17 protein-coding genes and 1 pseudogene are annotated in these 18872 nt (G+C 59.0%); 7 read left to right on the top strand and 11 right to left on the bottom strand.

What is annotated here, in order from left to right:
• Nucleotides 1-8 precede the first annotated feature (8 nt).
• The 4 genes from BQ9846_RS06160 to BQ9846_RS06180 all read right to left on the bottom strand — a co-directional run bounded on the left by BQ9846_RS06160 (nucleotide 9) and on the right by BQ9846_RS06180 (nucleotide 11397).
• Complete coding sequence (locus tag BQ9846_RS06160; protein ID WP_075879860.1) at nucleotides 9-4184, bottom strand: HEAT repeat domain-containing protein; 4176 nt, start codon at nucleotides 4182-4184, stop codon at nucleotides 9-11.
• Between the two features lie 43 nt (nucleotides 4185-4227).
• On the bottom strand, nucleotides 4228-7413 hold the full coding sequence (locus tag BQ9846_RS06165) for a hypothetical protein (RefSeq protein ID WP_144049387.1): 3186 nt from the start codon (nucleotides 7411-7413) through the stop codon (nucleotides 4228-4230).
• 2425 nt (nucleotides 7414-9838) lie between these two features.
• Entirely contained in the window at nucleotides 9839-10726 is an 888-nt protein-coding gene (locus BQ9846_RS06175; RefSeq protein WP_075879865.1) for a hypothetical protein, read from the bottom strand.
• Nucleotides 10723-11397 (bottom strand): hypothetical protein, encoded by a 675-nt coding sequence (locus BQ9846_RS06180; protein WP_075879867.1) that lies wholly within the window; start codon nucleotides 11395-11397, stop codon nucleotides 10723-10725. The genes BQ9846_RS06175 and BQ9846_RS06180 overlap by 4 nt, the downstream gene beginning before the upstream one ends.
• A 51-nt stretch (nucleotides 11398-11448) precedes the next feature.
• Here BQ9846_RS06180 and BQ9846_RS16940 point away from each other — a divergent pair, with 51 nt between their 5' ends.
• The 4 genes from BQ9846_RS16940 to BQ9846_RS06195 all read left to right on the top strand — a co-directional run bounded on the left by BQ9846_RS16940 (nucleotide 11449) and on the right by BQ9846_RS06195 (nucleotide 13374).
• Nucleotides 11449-11880, top strand: a complete 432-nt coding sequence (locus BQ9846_RS16940) for an RpnC/YadD family protein (RefSeq protein WP_235818923.1) — start codon at nucleotides 11449-11451, stop codon at nucleotides 11878-11880.
• A gap of 23 nt (nucleotides 11881-11903) precedes the next feature.
• Complete coding sequence (locus BQ9846_RS16945; RefSeq protein WP_235818924.1) at nucleotides 11904-12392, top strand: hypothetical protein; 489 nt, start codon at nucleotides 11904-11906, stop codon at nucleotides 12390-12392.
• A 281-nt stretch (nucleotides 12393-12673) separates the two neighbouring features.
• Nucleotides 12674-13024: a toxin-antitoxin system TumE family protein gene (locus BQ9846_RS06190; protein ID WP_075879869.1), complete on the top strand. Its 351-nt coding sequence runs from the start codon at nucleotides 12674-12676 to the stop codon at nucleotides 13022-13024.
• The gene (locus BQ9846_RS06195) at nucleotides 13021-13374 is read left to right on the top strand and encodes an HVO_A0114 family putative DNA-binding protein (protein WP_075879871.1); all 354 of its coding nucleotides are present in this window, start codon (nucleotides 13021-13023) and stop codon (nucleotides 13372-13374) included. Before BQ9846_RS06190 ends, BQ9846_RS06195 begins: the two co-directional genes overlap by 4 nt.
• A gap of 143 nt (nucleotides 13375-13517) precedes the next feature.
• Here BQ9846_RS06195 and BQ9846_RS06200 read toward each other — a convergent pair whose 3' ends face one another.
• The 4 genes from BQ9846_RS06200 to BQ9846_RS06215 are packed head-to-tail and all read right to left on the bottom strand — an operon-like array spanning nucleotide 13518 to nucleotide 14569.
• On the bottom strand, nucleotides 13518-13790 hold the full coding sequence (locus BQ9846_RS06200; protein WP_075879875.1) for a CopG family antitoxin: 273 nt from the start codon (nucleotides 13788-13790) through the stop codon (nucleotides 13518-13520).
• Nucleotides 13787-14065, bottom strand: a complete 279-nt coding sequence (locus BQ9846_RS06205; protein ID WP_075881665.1) for a BrnT family toxin — start codon at nucleotides 14063-14065, stop codon at nucleotides 13787-13789. Before BQ9846_RS06205 ends, BQ9846_RS06200 begins: the two co-directional genes overlap by 4 nt.
• A 34-nt stretch (nucleotides 14066-14099) precedes the next feature.
• Nucleotides 14100-14294: a hypothetical protein gene (locus BQ9846_RS06210; RefSeq protein WP_075879878.1), complete on the bottom strand. Its 195-nt coding sequence runs from the start codon at nucleotides 14292-14294 to the stop codon at nucleotides 14100-14102.
• Nucleotides 14291-14569 (bottom strand): hypothetical protein, encoded by a 279-nt coding sequence (locus tag BQ9846_RS06215; RefSeq protein ID WP_083651490.1) that lies wholly within the window; start codon nucleotides 14567-14569, stop codon nucleotides 14291-14293. The genes BQ9846_RS06210 and BQ9846_RS06215 overlap by 4 nt, the downstream gene beginning before the upstream one ends.
• 240 nt (nucleotides 14570-14809) lie before the next feature.
• On the opposite strand from BQ9846_RS06215, the pseudogene BQ9846_RS16480 reads away from it, so the two are divergent.
• Together BQ9846_RS16480 and BQ9846_RS06225 are read left to right on the top strand one after the other, a co-directional pair.
• A pseudogene (locus BQ9846_RS16480) lies at nucleotides 14810-14938 on the top strand (JAB domain-containing protein); the annotation flags it as partial.
• Between the two features lie 194 nt (nucleotides 14939-15132).
• Entirely contained in the window at nucleotides 15133-16092 is a 960-nt protein-coding gene (locus BQ9846_RS06225) for an Rpn family recombination-promoting nuclease/putative transposase (RefSeq protein ID WP_075879880.1), read from the top strand.
• A gap of 185 nt (nucleotides 16093-16277) precedes the next feature.
• Here the strand turns inward: BQ9846_RS06225 and BQ9846_RS17085 are convergent, their stop codons facing one another.
• From BQ9846_RS17085 to BQ9846_RS06235, 3 genes are all read right to left on the bottom strand, one after another.
• Entirely contained in the window at nucleotides 16278-16406 is a 129-nt protein-coding gene (locus BQ9846_RS17085) for a hypothetical protein (RefSeq protein WP_268874669.1), read from the bottom strand.
• A gap of 75 nt (nucleotides 16407-16481) precedes the next feature.
• The gene (locus tag BQ9846_RS06230) at nucleotides 16482-16835 is read right to left on the bottom strand and encodes a hypothetical protein (protein ID WP_075879882.1); all 354 of its coding nucleotides are present in this window, start codon (nucleotides 16833-16835) and stop codon (nucleotides 16482-16484) included.
• 81 nt (nucleotides 16836-16916) lie between these two features.
• A complete protein-coding gene (locus tag BQ9846_RS06235) occupies nucleotides 16917-18212 on the bottom strand; it encodes a FliC/FljB family flagellin (protein ID WP_075879884.1) in 1296 nt (431 codons plus the stop codon).
• Between the two features lie 245 nt (nucleotides 18213-18457).
• Here BQ9846_RS06235 and BQ9846_RS06240 point away from each other — a divergent pair, with 245 nt between their 5' ends.
• Complete coding sequence (locus BQ9846_RS06240) at nucleotides 18458-18844, top strand: hypothetical protein (protein ID WP_075879886.1); 387 nt, start codon at nucleotides 18458-18460, stop codon at nucleotides 18842-18844.
• Nucleotides 18845-18872: the final 28 nt, after the last annotated feature.

An 18872-nucleotide genomic window follows, 5' to 3' on the forward strand; every position in this document is an offset into this window, starting at 1 on the left:
ATTGACCCTCACCGCCGCATCAGCCAGCCGCCCTTCTGGCGTTTGGTCAGGTACTGCAGCTCGTCGGCGGCGCGGGCCGTGCTGATGCGCTGGCTGACCATGTCGCGATAGATTTGATCGGCCTTGCGCCGGCGGCGCACGGCATCGCCCACGTCGAGAAACTTCTCCACCCAGCTCACGAGCGTCATCCAGAGCCCGCCCGAGGGCTCGCTGGATGACAGGCCCTCCTCCTCTTCCTCGGGCCTGTTTTTGGCCTCGAGATTGGCGGCGATCAAGCGCAACTCCGCCTGAAAGCTCTCGCTCTGGGCCACCGGCAGCTCCCGTGCGCGGCTCAGCAGCGCCTGCATGTACTCCGCCGAGAGCAGGCCGTACTCCTGGAAACTCGCCAGGAACTGCAGACCCCGGGTTGCCTCGCCGCGATTGCCGTTCAGGATCATCTCGCCGGCGGCGTGGATTTTGTCCCAGGCCTGCCAGCGGTAGACCCAGTCAAGCCCTGGGCCCTTGATGTTCTGCATGCCAAGGATGCGGTTGGTGTAGCCGGGCGGGGTCTGCTCGCAGATCAGGTTGACCAGCTGCTCGCCGGTCACAAAAGGTGAGCGCACGATCTCGATACGCGAGCGAAACCAGGTCCAGAGCAGGTCGCGCGCCTGTTCATCGAGCGAATCGGACGGGGCCGGGTGCTTGGCGATCCGTCCTTCGAGTTCGCGGAACGCCTGCCACTCCCGATAGTAAGCCTGATGCTGGGCAAGGATCGTCTCGAGATGGCGTGAAAGCGATGCCTTCCCCGGGTTGCCTTCTTGGGTGAGCGTTTTTAGGTACTCCCCGGGGTCGGCGAGGTGTTTCAACAGCGCCTGGGGGTCATGTTCCACCTTAAGCCCCTCGAGCATGGCCGAGAGCCTGCCGAGCACTGCCTCTTCGGTAACACAAACGCGCATTTGGCGGGCCAGGCGGTGCCACTCCACGCAAGGGTCGGGGTTCTCCTGAGAGCGCGGCCAGAGCGTGGTTTCCTCGCGGCGCACCGCCCAAGACTCCTCGATATAACCCATCAGGCCCTCAAGGTTGGTGCCGATGAGAAAGTGCCGATCGGCGCTGATATCGTTGACCAAAATGTCGGCGAAGACCCTTGAGCGTGCCACCCGGTCAGCGCGATTGTTGATCACCGTCGAAATCCAGACGCCGGGCTCGGCCTCCGGGTCCTGCTTGTCGAAGCCCAGCCGATTCCAGTTGCCCAGCGCCCCCAGGCGCTCGTTGGCGGACATGCCGTTGGTGAACTGCAGCCAGCGCCCCCGGGCATGGGCCAGCGGATAGACCTTGAGCACGCCGAGATCGAGAATCACGTGATCGGCCATGGCCTTGAGCGCGAACAGGTGCGAAATGCCGAACTCATCGGCCATGCGCAGCACAAGGGCGATGTTGGTGGGGTGCTCTTCATAGGGAAAGCGGGACAACGTATCACCAGGCAAGAGTTCGGACTCGATCCAGCCGATGTGATGACACTCGGTGCCGAGTTGTTGCGAGGCCTGCTGCAGAATCGGCAGCATCTCCGCTTCACTGGTGATCAGCGTCGAGTTCTTGGGGATGAACTCGGTCATCACCATGGGGATATTGATACCCGCCGGTCCCTGGATATCCTCGTGGTCGGGGTAGGTATTGGTGATGGTGGAGATGTCGTCGCGCATCCACTGCTTCTGCAGGATGCGCACATAGGCAGGCGTGAGTCCCATGCACTCCCAGAGAAATACATCCGCGTCGAGCTTTTTGGACAGCTTCACCAGGTCCGCCTGCTCCCAGATGGTGGCCTTGTCGTAGGGCCGGAACAGGAACATCTCCTGGAGATCGCGGTGGCTGTAGCCGTGCAAAAACATCGCCTCGCAGCCGGTGGTCTTGGAGATCACATGAAAGCCAAGACCATTGAAAAGTGCGGCCTTCAAGCGCTCGGTGCCCGACTTGCCCCGGGTACCCCAGCCGCCGATCACCAGCGGCAGCTTGTTGCGCGCGCGCCGGGTGGTCAGGTTGACGTAGACGTGCCGCCCGACGAACAGCGCCAGCATGCCGGCCAGAAAGAAGCTCAGCTGGCGCAGGGTGTTCTGGTAAACCGATACAAAGTAGCCGGTGTAATCCTGCCACCAACCCACCAGCAACGGCGGAAAGGCAAGCGCGTGAAAGAAGCGCCGCACCGCCGGGTCTTCGGGCAGCGGCTTGGCATCCGGGTCGGTATGGGTGCGAAAGCCGACCTTGAAGCCCAGCGACTGAAGTGCGGTCACGTAGCCGTTCGCCGCCCCGCCGCTGTCGGCTTCCCAGTTGCGCAGCCGCGCGTAGTGGGCAAAGCGGAAGGTGAGCTTGAGTCGCGCGCGCAGCCGGGCAATAAGCCCGCCAGGCGGGGTGATTTCGGTCACGCCCTCGCTGGTGTAGAGCTTCATCGGCCGGGTCGGCCAGGATTGATCGAGGCTCGAGATCACCTGATCCACCAGCGGTAGATAGGGCCGCCAGCCATCCTCGTCGCTCATGTGCAAAGGTTCGCCAGGCACCTTGGTGGGACTTAGCTCCGACATCCGCGCCGAGGGCACCTGAAAGAGGCCGTAATACACCCGCCCGATGGTGTGGTGGCCCGCCTGGCGCTTGTCCGGCGAGGAGTGCATCAGCTCGTACCAGGCCCGCCAGAGGCGAAAGCGGAAGCGCTCCCAGCGCCGAAACGCGAGCTTGCCCGATGCGCGGCTGGCATCCAGGCCAAAGTCATCCTGGGTCAGAGCACTCAGCACCCGACCCAAGCGGTCATCGTCTGCTCCCTCGGGCACCTTGAGGCGCCGCCGCTTGCGCACCGGTGACTCTTTGAGGCGCGTACGAAGCTGCGCGTGCAAATCCCGCGCCTCTGGGTCGGCCATGCACCAGAGGGTTTCCCGCGCCTGGGCCGCCCAGCGCCGCACGCGCAGGTCAAGCGCCTGGGTATGCAACCGGGTGAGCAGGGCAAAGCCGGTTTCCGCCCACCTTTCAAGCGCTGCCTCTTCGCCCTTCTCAAGCAGGACGGCGGCGATGGCCGGCATGAGGTGGCAATAGAGCCGCAGGGTGATGGGCAGACGTTCATGGCGAGCGCCGCGCTCGGCAAGCGCGCGACTGAAATCGACACAAGAGGCGTCGTTCTCCACCAGCCGGATCAGGCCATGAACCGCATAGCCGCGCACTTCCTGGGCGCTGTCCTCCAGGGCAAGCGCTGACAGGTGCTGCTCAAGCGTCGCCGGGCGCCGCTTGATCAGCAGGTCGATCAGCGCCTGGCGCACCGTGGGGCTCGGGTCGTTCAGAGCGGTCTCGAGCAGGGTCTCGAATCTCGTGTCATCGCTGTGATCACCCAGTACCTGCACCGCGTGCTGGCGCACGAAGAAGTCGTCGCCCTCGACAACGCGGGTCAGGCGGCGCTCGATGATATCCACCACGGCGGGATAGCCCATAACGCTCAGAAGCGACAGCGCCTCGGTCTGGAGCCACACCGGCTGGCGGGAGTCCATGGCCAGGCGGTAGCTGTAGTTCAGGGTACTGTCGCCCAGATAGCGCCCCCGGCCTTCCGGCGGCAGGGCACGGGCAACCCGGGCCAGGCCATGAAAGGCCGCAATACGCACGCGCAGGTCGCCCTCGTAAGCGAGTAGCTCGCCAATGCTCCCTTCAAGATTAAGCTTTCGCCAGCGCTGAATGCCCTCCTCCGGCGTGACGCGCTCCGCGCCCATATAGCGCGCGCCCAGCTCCCCCAGCCGTTCCAGGCTGAAGCTTAGGTGGCGCTCGCAATCGGCGAACTGCTTCTGGTAGCGCTCGCTAACCGCATCGGGGCCGAACCAGCGCCCGAAGGCTTGGCGATCCCCCAGCAGTTGGCGCCGCCCTGCCCCCAGAGTGCGAGCATAATCGAGCACGTGCCCGCGAATCTCATCTTCCGAGCGGGCGCTGGCGAGCCTTGCGGTGAACTCATGGTGGTTGGCATGCAGGCGCGCGATGTCACGGCGCTGCACCTCGATCCAGTCCAGCAACGTCTCCAGCAGCACCCGATAGAGGGCGTCGGGGTCGTCCTTGGGCAGTTGACGCCCGCTTTTATGCAAAAAGGCCAGAATGGCGGCAATCTGGCGCCGGCTCACCCGCTGCCAAGGCGCGGAGAGCCCATCAGTCAAACACTGCTCAAGGGATACATTGGCGTTACGCTTCATGATACTTTCCCATCGTCCCCTGTCCTTTAGGCTCTGCCCGCGCTTACTCACGCTTCACCATAAACGTCTCGGCATACCCCAAAGCGCTTAGCCGCTGACGCAGCGCCGCGACGCCATGCGCATGGGTACCGACCTGCACGCGATGAAAGCCGCCGCCGCTCACCAAGCGCGTGGGTGCGTCGAGCTTTGGATCAAGCGTTTGTTGCAGCTTAAGCGCAGCGGCGTGGGTGCTCAATGCCATCACCTGGATATAGCGATCCACGGCGTGATCGACGGCAATACCGCCGCTCGCTCGCGTCATCGAGTTCGCGCGTGCCGACGAGGCGCCTTCGTGCGACGCCTGTGGCACCAGACGGTTGGTGTCAACGCGCGCTCGCTGCTGGGCGCGCCTCAAGGGCAAAAACGCGCGCTCATCCGGGCGTCGGGCCGGGCTCAAACGCCCCTCGTTGGCCTCAAAGCCAACGTCCAGCTGGAAACCGAAATCGCGGCGCTCGATGTCGTAGTTCCCCCGCGCACTCAGCGTCCAGGCATTGGCACCGCTATCAAAGCGCAGCAGATCAGCGCCCACAAAGAGCCGCTGCTGATCAATGCTCGCGCCACGGTCGTCGTCGTTGAAGTAGTGACGCCAACGCACGCCCGCCTCCCCGGCGACGTTGCCAAATAGCTGCCTGGCCGCCGTGGTGACTTCCCCATAATCGGGATCAAAGGGGTTGAGCGATTCATTGCTTACCAGCGCTCCCTCAAGATAGACCCGCTGATCCAGATGGGGCGACCAAGTGAGGCGGTCGGATAGCACCAGACTTCGCTGGTGATCGTCCTTGTAGGGCGAGTACACATCGGGGTCTATGGCGGATAAGTCGGCCAGGGGCACCGAATCCAAGCTCAACCAGCGCTGGTTGAGGGTAATACCGGCCTCGTGCCGAAGCCGTGGCGAAAGATGGAAAGTTCGCTCGGCGCTGCCCTGTAGCCGCGCCGCCCAGTGATTGTTACCGGCTACCCCCTCGACGCGCTCAGGCTGAAGGTAGGCCTCGCCGAAAAAGCCGAGCTGCCAGTCGCTTTCGTCGGGGTAGAAATCCACCCACTGTTTGGCGCCCACGACGCCATGGCCGCCCTCAAGCCGACGCATCAGGACGTCGCTGCGGCTGAAAAGCCGCCTATCGGGCTGACGAACGCGGTAGCTGACGCCGGCCTCGAGCGCACTTGTCCCTTGAACGGGCGCGACGGCATCCTCACTGCCGTCGATACGCTCGACAAAGCGCAAATAGCCGCCCCCGCTATCCAGGCCGGCACCGGGCGAGTGATGATCCTCCAGCTTCCAGGCGACCGGCTCTGCCGGTGCCGGCGGTGGCGAAGGCCCCCGAGCGGGAACGGCAAGGCTTGCCTTGATCACGCTCGACTCAAGCGGCAACTCGGCCTCGGGCGAGGCGCGCAACGCATGCAGCCGAAAATAGCGATCCTCGTCACCTCTCGCCTCAAAGGTCAGGGTCTGCCATCCCGGCGCCACGAAGCGATAAGACGTCGCATCTTGGCGCGGCGACCACTCGTCCACCCGCACCCAGGCCGGCCCTTTGACATAAAAACTCGCCGGCTGACCAGGGGCGGCGATGTGGTAGGTGCGCGTTTCGTCTTCCAGCAGCGGCGCCCCGCTCCCAGCCCGGGTAAGCTGGGCAGTCACGAACTGCTGCTGGCGCGGGTCATCCAGCCACAGCCGCAGGGCGTGCTCTCCCGGCTCCAGGCGAATGCGCTCAAGGGTCTCTCTTTCCGATAAGCGCACCCGCCGGGGCTCGCGATCGTCAAGCTGTATCATCACCTCGGCGGGCACCCTTGCCTCGTAGGGCATCACCCGCTGAGCGAGGCGCAGTTCGATGGTCAGGGGGTCAGGCGTGAAAAGCTCCACGCCTTCGGTGCCTCTGCCACTCAAGAGCATCGCGGCGTTGGAAAGCTCGGGCAACAGGGCCTGACGCACGCGCCTAAAAGGCGAATGCATCGATTCTTCCAAAGGCAGCTGGCGCACCCCAGCACTCTCAAAGCTGCTGCTGATGCGCTCCCAGCGATACCCTTGACGCAGCCTATCGGCAAGCGCGCGGATGGCTGGCACGTCGGCGTGCACCTCGGCCAGCTGCGCCAGGCGCGCACTCACCGAATCTTGCATGCCTGGGTGCTGCTCAAGCTGCCAGAGCAGCGCCACGGCGAGGGCATGGGCCTTTTCAGGCGAATCGGGCACACCGGTACTCGTTACGATGTTATCGACCTGAACAGCATGGCTCCCTGTCGGCCAGCTTGCCGGTCCGCCACTCCCTTCTTGAGCGTCAGCTGGATCGGGAAAGTCGAGGGTCTCCAGCGTACTTTTGAGGCTGACTGCGTCCAGGTCGGCAAGCTCGCGGCTATAGAGTTGCGCCGAGGGCCTGACCGCCAGCGGCTCAAGCTCGCCGTCGCGCACCTGAAAGTAGTCAGGCACCGGGGAGGAGAGGAAAGCATCCCTTCCAGGAGACGCGTGCAGCAGGTCCTTCAAGGCCAAGGGCGTCACCGGCGGCAATACCGCCCAGGGGTGCGCCGGCTGCCACTGCCACAGCTGGGTCAGGTAGTCGTGTTGTTGAGGCCTAATCCGCACGCGGTGAAGGCCGGGGGGCACCGCCACCAAGGTGTCATCGCCGGTGGCCGTGGCGGCGCCTTGATGGATCGCTTGAAGGTATGGGTTTTCCGCGCGGCTTAAAATCGGCGCGTTGAGCGTGGTCGTCTTGCCCGCAACATCGATAAGCTCGGCGGAAAGCCAATCGAGCTCTCCTGCTTCACGGGTTTCCGGCGCCACTCGTCGAAGCTGCACGCGCAGTACCGCCGGCCCCACCACCTCGACTTCCACTGGCGCATCGTGGCTTGCCTGTGGCAGCGCAAAGGGCTTTTGCGTGACCTCGCTGAACAGGGTCGAGAAGCCGCGAGCGCGCTCGATGCGGCTATCCAGCGAGACCCAATCGAAGGCTTGTTCTTGCGACCGCGACCACTCAAGCCAGCGCTCAACCCCTGCCAGGCGCCGCTCTCGGTTCGGGCTTTCAAGGGCACGGGCGATGGATTCACCAGCACGCATTCGCTCTCTCCGTGCATGGCCTGCCTCTCCCGCTTTTTGCCAATGCGCCATGGCCTGGTCGGTATCGCCCTCGCGGGCGGCGCGATCGCCCCGGTGCAACGCCTGCTCGGCCAGGGTGCGCTCGAAGCTGTCCGCAGTATCGAGCACTGAGGAGAAAGTTTTTTTTTTTTTCAAGCAGAAGACGGCATACGAGATACGGAACTGTGACTGGAGTTCAGACGTGTGCTCTTCCGATCTTGCTCGGCCGCCGCCGGCAGCCAAGCGGGGGTGGCCCCTTCATGGGCAAGCATCAAGCCAAGCTGCGTGGCCCAGAGGGCGTCGCCGGCACGATGCAGCGCCTCGCCTAAGGGGTCGAGAAGCGCTTGATCGCCTTCGCGCACAAAACGTGCGGCCAGCAGACGTACCTGACTGCCCCAGCGCTGGGTCTTGGCGTACTCCGCCAACATATCATCGGTCGCCAGGCGCCTCGTGGCTGCGTCTTGCCCCAATACCGCCGAGGCCAAACGCTGGCGACGGGCCAGGTAGTGTTCACCGAGTGTTTCAAGCGCCTGCTGCGATAGCCGGTAGGCCTCCGGGTGCTGCCCGTAGCCGGCGTGCCCGAGCGCTTCCAGCACGCCAATCCACTTCTTGCGCCCTGCTTCTGCCCATGCCTTTCTCAGGCGCGCATCCAGGTCGGGAGCACCAGGCGGAGTCTTCGGGCTTATGTCATCCAAATAAGCCGCCTGGGCGGCGTGCAGATAGCGCAGCATGGGGTACCACTGATTCTCCAGCGCCTGCGCCGGTGTGGGCTCAAGAGGAAGTGGCCTTGATGCCGGGCTCGGTGCGGCTTCAAGCGCCCGGTGCAGCTGTTCGGCAAGGAGAGAATCGGTCTTTTCCAGCAGCGCACGGTAAGCGCTCTCGCCGGCATCAAAAGGCTGACTTGCGCGGTACTGCAGCGCGACGGAAAGCGGCGCGTCACTCCAAACACGCACCGCGTCGATATCGGCCGGCAGGGGAAGCTCCACGCTGGCTGTCGGCCAGTAGTGGCCAGGTTCCCGGCTGGCGGTAAAGTCACCGCCCAGGGTGGGGTGTACCAGTGCCTGCCCCGGCGCTTTTCGCTGTGACAGCACGGCATCCTCGGGGGTGGGGAGTGACGCGCCCTTGGCAGGCTCTGAGAGCCTAAGCCGCTGGGCCGGTGCCTCGTCGTACTGCACCCAGAGTTCGGCCTCTTGGAGTGCCAGCCGCGCCACGGCAAGTCGCAGCCGGGAAGGCCCGGCCCGCTCGGGCAAGGGGTAACGCAGCGCTTCCTGGCTCACCTCGACAAAAACGCCACGACCCAGCCGCTCAAGCACGCCCTTCCCTAGGTAGTAGCGCTCATCAATTTCTAGGTCTAGCGGGCTGGTGGTGGCAAACCAGGCCGTGTTCAGGGCAAGGGGCGCACGCTTTGTACCCGCGCCGGCCTCGGGAAAGAGGCTACGAAAAAAGCGTTGGCTGCGTTCGATCTCCCCGGCGAGGGCCTGTCTTGCCCTCTGAGGCCGAGCGCCGGGGAACGCGGACGCCTCCTGATCAAGACGGCTTTGTTCAAGACGCTGTGTCTCAAGAAAGCCCAGGGCAATATCGGCGGCACCCTCGAGGTGATTCGACTGGCTAAGTGCCTTCAGCGCTTGCAGTGTTCTGCCCTCGGCGCGCAGAGGGTGGTCGAGAAGCCCCTGGGTCAGCTCGGCCGTGGTCGGCTCGGGCTCGTTGAAACCGAGAAAATAGTCCGCTTCGGCCTGCTCGACGCGAGCAAAAAGCGGCTGCGAGGCCTTGAGCTCCAGTCGGTGCTCCCCCTCGGGAATCGTCAGATAGCGCCGGTCCATGCCGCCGTGAAAGCGCGAGTTGCCCGCCTCCTGATAGAGCGTGCTCAACTGGGTTCGCTCGACGCTGAGCTGTCGCCAGGGCGACGCATTCAAGCGCCAGCTCAGCGAGTACTGCTGCTGTTCGGCCGCCTCGGCCGGCCGGCTGGCCACGGCGAGCACCCGGGGGCCTTCCACCTCAAGCGCAATCACCTCCCCTTGTGCCAGACGCTGAACGTCACGCCGCTCGCCGTCTTCATCCATCAGCGAGACCTGCTCAAACTCGTGCGCCGTATGGGTTTGCTGGTAGGTAGTCGGCGCGTCCACGGGGTCGAGTTCGGCGACAAACAGCCGGCCACGAATGTCCGACTCCGCCTCCAGACGTGCCAATAGAGGCGATGGCTTGTCCTTCACATGCAGCCACTCATCGCCTTCGCTGCTAGGCGTCCAGGGCGCCTGCCACCAGAGCTTGCCGTCGCGGGAGAGCCATAGCAGCGGCGGTGTCTGGTCGTCGTCCAGTTGCAGGCGCAGATGCCCCTGCGCGGCAAGCGCGAAGGTCGCGGTGTCGCTGGCATCGAGTCTCACTCGGCTGTCTCGTGTGTGATCCAGCCGCTTGGCCTGCTCCCACATCAGCCGGGGCGCCTGACTGGCGCGTTCGCGTTCGGCCAGCGGATCTGCCCCGTAAGGATAACCCTCGGGCTGATTTTCACCGGCCGCACTCAAGGGCAGCGCAGCGGCCACGATCACCGCAAGCCATCTCATGGGGTCGTCTCCGTCACGCACTGGATAAGGGTATGTCGGGCACCCGCGTCCTTGATCAGGCGTTTGCGCAGATCGGCGTCAAGCTCCAGATGCACAAAGCCCTCAAAATCGCGACGGCGCAAGTCGGCAGCCAACGTATTGGTGGTGGCGCCAAGTTCGCGAACATCCCGGGGGTAAAGCAGTGCGCGGATGTCGAGTCGGTCGGACAAACACGCGGTCAGCTGCACCAGCGCCTTAGGCGGATAACTCGTGCCGTCGCTTAGGATGGCTTGGGCCTCACGCCCGGCTCGGCTGTCGCGCTTGGCGCGGCTGTAGCCATGCAGCTGGAGTATCCGCCCTTCTGGATGCACATCGGCAAAGGCGCGGCTCAAGGCGTGCAGGTAGCTGTCGGCAATGTGCACCAAGTCGGTGTCATCGCTCTCGTAGCGATGCGTGGTGTTCCAAGCCGCGGCCATGGCATCGCTTTCCAGAAAGAGCTGGCGCGCGAGGGTGCCGGTGCGTAGATCAAAGTACTGGTGCGGCGCCTGGATCAAAAGCGGTGAGCCGCCTGCCACGCGCGCGGCAAAGAGCCCTCGTCCCCGGCGCGCGTTTTCCTCTTCGGTCAAGACCACGATGTCCGACTGCGACAGGGCAATCGACTCGTAGTCCAGGTCCTTGAAATCGCGCTCCCCCTCGCTTCGCTTGTCCGCGGCAAGCCACTGCCTAAAGCCCTCCTGGGCTAGGAGGATGCTATTTGCGGGGGGCACGGCGTACGCTTCGCTGCGCGCCTGATCAAGCAGTGTCTCAAGGCTCGGCTCGGCGGAAGCCAGCGTCAGCGTGCCGGGAACCACCAGCAGTGCCGCCGCCATCAGTAAGGTTTTTTTCATCGCGTTTGCCCCTTTCATTCACCCTCCTCGCGAAAACTGCGCGTTCGCTCGTGCTCGCCCGGCAGCACTTCATGGAAAACGATATAGCCCGGTGCCCCGCTCGTGAGCGAAAACTCCACGCCCAAGGGGCCATCGGGAAGGTCTCTGCCCAAGTCGATCAGAATCGGCTGACCGTGGGCAAGCCGTTCACGCTGCTGGTCGAGCACATAGCCGACGCCAGCCTCCTCGGCGGTGGGCGTCACCTGATAGTGCCGCTCAAGATGCGTCCACTCCTGCGTCGGCCCTGGGTTCAGCGTCTCGGGCGTGATGCGCACGCGCACCGTGCTCGCTTCGCCGGCGTCACCCAGCGAGTAGAAGCGCGCCCCGACCAGCTGGCCATCCTCACGCTTATTGACAGGATAGCGCAGCGTCTCCTCTTGAAGTCGGAAGGCCATGCGGCGCAGGTAGCCCGACTCATCCGGGTAGCGGTAGTTCATTAGCCAAGTCCCCGAGGTACTGGCATCAAGTGCCACTTCGTGCTGGCCCGGCGAGAGCGGCGGCAAGCCGATCTCTCCGCGCCTGCCAATCAGCTCGTGGCGCACGGTTCTGCCGTCGATACGCAGCGTTAAGCTGAACGGAGCGGAGGCATCACGCAGATAAATCAGCTGTGGCGAGAGGCTTCGTGTTACGCCGGGCGCGGCGATGTCCACGCGCTGACTGCCCTGCCGTAGTAGAATCGACCTATTGAAATAGGAGTGCGCATGAGCGAAACGGATACCTCCCGAACCGCTGACCACGACAGTCCGTGGAAGATGGCGTTGGAAGGGTACTTTCAGGAGTTTTTGGATCTGCTATTCCCTCCGATTCATGAGCAGGTGGACTGGTCGAAGGGCTACAGTTTTCTCGACAAGGAGCTGCAGCAGATCACGCCGGATGCCAATAGCGGTAGGCGCTACGCCGATAAGCTGACCAAGGTCTACGCTAACGACGGTAGTGAAACCTGGGTGCTGATTCATCTTGAAGTCCAGGGCGAGCCGGAAGACACCTTTGCCGAGCGCATGTACACCTACCAGTACCGGCTACGAGATCGCTATGGGGTGGACGTGGTGAGCTTGGCGGTGCTGGCCGACACCCGTGACAGCTTTCGGCCTACCACCTTCCATTATCTTATCAACGCTGGTGGTGCAAGCTGACGTTTACCTTCCCCACGGCTAAATTGATCGATTGGGAAGCGCGCTGGGCGGCGTTGGAAGCCAGCAATAACGTCTTCGCTCTGGTGGTCATGGCCCAGATTAAGGCTAAGCGAGTGAAAGACGGTGCCACACGCAAGGACGTCAAAGTAGCGCTGATACGGCTGTTGTATGAGCGGGGCTATAACCGCGACCAGGTCGTAACGTTATTTATCATCATCGACTGGATGCTCCAGCTGCCGAGCGCCCTGGAACCCGAGTTTGTACAGGCAGTCTACGCCATACAGGAGGAAAACCATATGCCTTACGTGAATACGATTGAGCGCTATGAGCGAGCGAAAGCAGTCCATGAAGGTGTAGAGGGCACCTTGCGCAAGCAGATAGCTCTGAAATTTGGTGAGTTGCCTGATTGGGCTGACAAGCACATTGCCTCCGCTTCTGATGCACAACTTGATGACTGGGTAGAGCAGATTCTGACAGCGGATAATTTGGAGACGCTACTGGGCAAGCACTGATCCCACCTTCACCTGCAGCGGCTCGGAGCTGAGGTCAATTTAGATCAGCTCAACAGTTTGGTGGAGGATAGAGATATGTTGGCAGAAAATTTGGAAAACTGAGCGCAGCAAGAGCGCCAGAAGGTTCCTTCGACAGGCTCAGAGTGATCGTTCCTCGAAAAGCCCGAGGCGCGAACCCGCTCACGCTGAGCTTGTCGAAGTGTCACCCTTTCCCATGTATATACAGTTGACACCTGATATCAACCAACCTACATTCCAGCTATGGTGCAAGGAAGAAGTGTATGGATGATCAAGGATTAGATACTTTATTAGCGCTCAACGGTATTCAATACGGCATCCAAGGTGATTTTTGGGTCAAATTTGAGGTCCGGCGAGTCAATGCAACATCGAATATTCCCCATGGAATAAAATATAGCTTGACGCTTCACCATAAGAGCGGGACACGGCTACTTGGTTTTGACAACGCGCATGCACCTAAAATTAAACGCAAAAAGTTTGCGGGGCGACGCGCAGAGTGGGATCACCGTCATTATCGCAGCGTCGTTAGTGATTACTTCTTTGATTCTGCAGCTCAGCTAATTGAAGATTTTTGGAAACAGGTCGACGAAATACTCCGAGAGGAAGGAATATGACAACCGTCAAAATCGGCATCATGAATCGTGATGAATTCCGCCAGCGCACGATCTCGATTGCCAAAGGTCTCTATAAGCCTGCGGCTGAAGAACCTAAAATATGGTTCGATAGTGTCGAGTCCATGTCTCGTCTGTTGAATACGAAAAACCTTGAGCTTCTTAAAACGATTCGCCAATGCAAGCCGCAGTCACTAGGAGAGCTTGCCGAACTAACAGGGCGTCGAAAAGAAAGCTTGAGCCGCACCATTAAAAAGATGGGCGACTATGGCTTGGTAGAAATCAAGGAAGGCCCTCGGCATGCCAAGACGCCTGTTGTTACGGCTGACAGATTTGAAGTCACGTTAATGTGAAAATCGCCATTTTTTCATCAAAGCCGTGCCTGCTCCCCCACTCACGCTGAGCCTGTCGAAGCGTAACCCTGAACCCGCTACCCCGCTCACCCTGAGCCTGTCGAAGGGTGACCGTCCGATAACATCACCCTTGTCCCGACCCGTTATCGGTCTTCGTGCAAGCGGCCTTCTACATACTTGTGCAGAATGCTGGCCACAAGCGTCTGATAAGGTATGCCTTCCTTGAGGGCCTTTTTTTGAAGGCCACGGAGGTCCTTTGAAGAAAGCCTGATATTAATGCGGGCATCTTTTTTGAACATGGCTTCAGCGTATTGCTGATGCTGTGCTTTTCGCTCTTCAAACTCCGGCGCTCGCTTGAGTTCCCCGGCATCGAAGGCATCCAGAATTTCCTGCTCTTCTTTATGCAGCCTGCTCATTTTGGGCCTCCCAAATAGGCTCTGGTCGCTTTCCGGCTGGGAATGATCGTTTTTAGAAAAACCTCATCCTCTGACTCCACGAAGGGAACCAGGTAAGCATACCCTTCCATTTCAATAACATGGATTTTTTGACCTGGATATCGCGCCTGGTTTGGATGCTCAAAGGTATCCAGAATACCTCCAATCGAAATGTGCAATACCGCATCTTCGAAGGAGATATTCCTGTCCTCTTGGAGAAGCTGGTTCTTCTCCAGGTTCCATGTGATGGTTTTCATGAATAGAATATAGCACATTGTGTGCTTTTTGTACTCACCAATCCAGCATCACTCGCGTATGCTCACGCTGCTGCTTTACCGCGTCATCCAGAATCACGAGCAACTTCTCGTAATCCTCTGGCATCTCGCCTTCCAAGCCAGCATTCTCAAAGCGCTCAATCGTTTGCTGAGTCTCGTTGATCACGGCTTGCAGTTCATCGATGACACGCTGGTGCTCTTCATTGGTCATACGCTTCCACGGTTTTGCAGCGCTTGTACGCGCTGATAAAGCGTCTTGGCGTTTTGGATCGCGGTGGCTTCGTGCTCATCCAGCGTCAGGTAAATTTCTTGACGATCGTCTTTCGCCACGGCGGCTAACTCGTGCTGGTAACGCTGAAAAAGGTGCTTAAGGTTCATATCGATCATCATCAGCTCCAGCTCGAACTCGATTTTTAGCTTTTCAACCCGGGCTTTTTCCTCCGCTGTTTGCCCCGACGCCACCATCGCGTGCAGCGTGCCGTTCACCTCTTTTCCAACGTTTTTAGCTTGGGGCTCAGGTCGTATATCACTTCGTAGGCGGAGATTTTAACGCTGTGCTGGCTCACTGGCTGACCTTTTTTTGTTCAAGAATTGCACCGCTTGCTGGCCACTGCCAGCCCGCAAGCGTTTTATACTCATTTAACTGCGTTGTAATAGCCAATATTCACGGTAGTTGAGCCTATCATCACACAGGCTGCCCTTATCCACCACGGTGAAACCAACGCTCGCGATGCCGACCGGCGCATTACCCAGCGGCTCAAGGAAGCCCTGGGCTTGGTGGATATTCGGGTCTTGGATCATATTGTCGTTGGCCATGAAGGCTACACGTCGTTTGCCCAACGCGGATGGCTATAAAGGCACTCTTACCCAGCCTCTTCGACACTGCCTGCCCCACGCTTGCCCTGACCGGCAGCGTGGGGCGGGGCTTTTCTGGTGGGCATCTTTTTTCGCGCATGGGCTATTGGATGAGAGAAAAAAGCTAAGCGCTGGCATGAGCTTGGAATAGGGCGTGCTGTGGTAAAATAAAACGCATTAGGAGAGGAAAGCGCATGGCGGATACTACCCACAAGCCGCATGATACGGGCTATAAAGAGTTATTCAGTTACCCCGAGTTCGTGCAGCAGCTGATTGAAGGCTTCGCGCCGACTGAAATCGCTGAACTAATGGACTTCTCGACACTCAGTAACCACAGCGGTAACTACATCACACCGCTGTTTGAGGAAAAGTTTGAGGACGTGGTGTGGTCAGTGGAGGTGACCTGGCAGGGCACTACTCAAACCGTGTTTCTCTATATTTTGCTGGAGTTTCAGTCGAGGGTGGATCGCACGATGCCGATCCGGCTGATGCACTACGTGGCCTGTTTTTATGATCACTTGCTGAAAAATGGCAAGACAACACCGCACAAGGGCTTACCGCCCATTCTGCCTATCGTGCTCTATAATGGGTCTGAGAACTGGACGGCCCGGCAAGATATCTACGACATGGTGCGCCCGGAACCGCCTGCGTTTCTGCAGGTCTACCAGCCACACTTACGCTATTACTTAGTCGATGAAGGTCGCTATACTGACGAACAGTTAGGGTTGGTACAGACACCGCTGAGCGGGGTGTTCAGTATTGAAAAAGCCTCCAAAGATCGCCAGGGGTTGCAGCAGGCGGTAGATAGGATCGTGGCGATCATCCAGGCCGATCCGAATAAAGAGCGCATCGACAAAATCATCACCCGCTGGCTCAAGCGTCACCTGCAGCGGCTCGGGGCTGAGGTCAATCTGGATCAGCTCAACAGTTTGGTGGAGGATAAAGATATGTTGGCAGAGAATCTCGAAAGTTGGGCGAAGAGAGAACAGCACCAAGGTGAAACTCGCGTGCTAACGAAGCAGATCAAAATGAAGTTTGGTGAAGTTCCTGAGTGGGTTTTGCAGCGACTTAACCAAGCTACTACAGAGCAACTGGATGAGTGGTCATTAGCCATCTTGGCTGCGAACTCGCTCGACGAGATGTTCAAACACTGACAGTACTTTCCTTCGCATACCGCGGCTCGGGGCTGAGGTTAATCTGGATCAGCTCAACAGTTTGGTGGAGGATAGAGATATGTTGGCAGAGAATTTAGAAAACTGGGCGCAGCAAGAGCGCCAGAAGGTTCCTTCGACAGGCTCAGGATGATCGTTCCTCGAAAAGCCCCGAGGCGCGAACCCGCTCACGCTGAGCTTGTCGAAGCGTCATCCTCGCCCAACATCACCTTTTTATGCTTTCTTTGCTGGGTCACGGCATCATCCAGAATCGCGAGCAGCTCATCGATAACGCGCTGATGCTCTTCATTGGTCATATCATCCCCATAAAAAACCGACCCTGAAATGAGCCGGCTTATCACTCTCTATTCCGTCAATCTAAAACAGTAGCGCTACTCATTCACTAGATCACGAATTCGCTCTACCACTGCTGCGTAATCCACTCCCTCTTCGCCCAAGCGTTCAACAAGCTGCCGATCATTTTGCTCTCCGGGCTCTAGCATTGTAACAATCATTTTTCCCACAGCCGTCCCATGTTTGTATAGGCGCACCTGCTCATAATGATTAAGTGGCAACTCAACGGGAACATGCCCCAATCCCATACCGGCAAGAGTGCTGCTAATGCCATCGCGAACATTAACGCCTAAACGACTTGCACTGGCTGCGTCTCGCAACTCCACCATTGGAAGAGTTAGCACATTACCATTTTTTTCAACTTCGGCTTTGATTTCGTCCCAGTTCATCATGCGTTCCCTCCATTAGAAAAAACGGGGACCCGAAGGCCCCCGTCATTACTTACCACTTCAGCCTTGCGGCTAGACTTCAGATTAACCCAGCAGAGACAGAACGTTCTGCGGCAGCTGGTTAGCCTGTGCAAGAACGGATGTACCGGCCTGCTGTAGGATCTGGTTCTTGGTCATATCAGCCACTTCCGTTGCGTAGTCGGCATCTTCGATGCGCGAACGAGCAGCAGAGAGGTTAGTTTCGTTGGTGCTCAAGTTAGTGATGGCAGATTCAAAACGGTTTTGCACCGCACCCAGCTCAGAACGAAGGCTATCCACTTGACTCAGAGCAGCATCAATAGTTGCAAGAGGGTCATTGGTGCTTGCACCTTCAAACTCATCAGTTGGAGTAGCGCCACTCAACTCTATAGTTGTACCTGCTGCAACGTTAGCGGTTGGAGTGCCACCGCCATTGGCTAAAGTAGCATCTGCAATTTCGTAGTTACCACCCTGAATTTCGGTGTAAGCAGTCGCTGCTCCAGCATCATCAGCGCCTACTTTAACTAGCTGTCCAGTCAAAGTAATTTCGCTGCCGCTGGCAATACCGTTATCTACATCATTGTACTGAACATCTGTGGTATTGAGAACAACAGCACCATTAGTATCATCTACTGATGCTGCATAGAAGTCATCACCAGACTTGACTACAAATTGATTAGTCGCATTGCCATCAGAGTCTAAGGTATTGTGCAATGACAAATTAGATGCATCATCGAGATTCAATGTTGAAGCAACACCACTTAAGTCAACATCTTGAGGTATGCCACCGCCATTTGTTGTTTGAGTTATCTCTTCGCTAACACCTAAGGCATTGCCAGATACTGAGAAGCCTTCCATTCCAAGTGTATTAGAAGTAATTTCCTGCAAAGACACTTCAATGGTCTGACCATCGTCAGCACCGACCTGAATACTCAAGCCTTGGTCACTGGCAAGAACTTTAGTTCCGTTGAAGTCGGTCTCTTCTGAGATTCGATCAATTTCGTTTAGGCGTTGATTAATCTCGTCTTGAATAGAGTTCAAGTCATCTTGGCTATTCGTACCGTTTTGAGCCTGAACAGACAATTCACGTACACGTTGCAAGTTGTCGTTGATCTGATCCAAACCACCTTCGGCGGTTTGTGCAGCAGAAATACCATCGTTGGCATTTCGCTGCGCCTGACCCAGACCGGTGATCTGTGCAGACATACGGTTGGCGATGGCTTGGCCGGCCGCATCATCCTTGGCACTGTTGATACGCAGGCCAGAGCTCAAACGCTCCATGGAAGTCTGCAGTGCGTTTTGTGACTCACGCAGGTTCTGCTGGCCGATCATTGAAGTGATGTTGGTATTGATCACTGACATGGTGATTCTCCTTTCCTTTTGACACTGGCCTAGAAGGCCCGCTTTTCGGCCACATTGTGTGCCGTTATTACTAACTACGGCACAGGCGGGAAAACCTTTAGGCTTTCTACCAAAAAATAATGTAATTCTTGGTAACAGGCGCTGAGCTTTCTCATGCTTGCTGAAATGCGCCGCGAGGGCGAGTAGAATGCGCGCTTTGGTTGCCCCACCCACGATAGCGCCCTGTGCCTTATGACCCACGCCTTATGAGCAGCACCTACCCCCACTATGAAGCCCCCATTCAGCTGTATGACGTGGTGTTTATCATCGTCCCCCGGTTGGATCGGGCGCAGAAGCTGGTGAACAGAACCCTCGATACACTGATTGAGGGCGCCACCGACCCCAAGGATTTAACCAAGCGGCTGGAACAGCGCCGGGATTTCACGCTGGAACTGCAGGCGATTCACACCAACCTGGAGCACCTTTTAGAGCGCTACCGGCCGGATGTGAAAGACTTGCTGCGCACCAGTGGCATGAGCGGCAACCGCACGGTGGAGCCGGATGACATGGAGCAGGACGCGATCGAGCGCGCGAAGGAGATTTACCGCAAGGTGGTGGAGTTTCAAACCGGGCGAAGGAACGTGCCGTTTTAGGGGGGAGGTAGGTTCGCACTTCGATAAG

The sequence above is a fragment of the Vreelandella massiliensis genome (genome assembly GCF_900155385.1).
Lineage (GTDB): Bacteria > Pseudomonadota > Gammaproteobacteria > Pseudomonadales > Halomonadaceae > Vreelandella > Vreelandella massiliensis.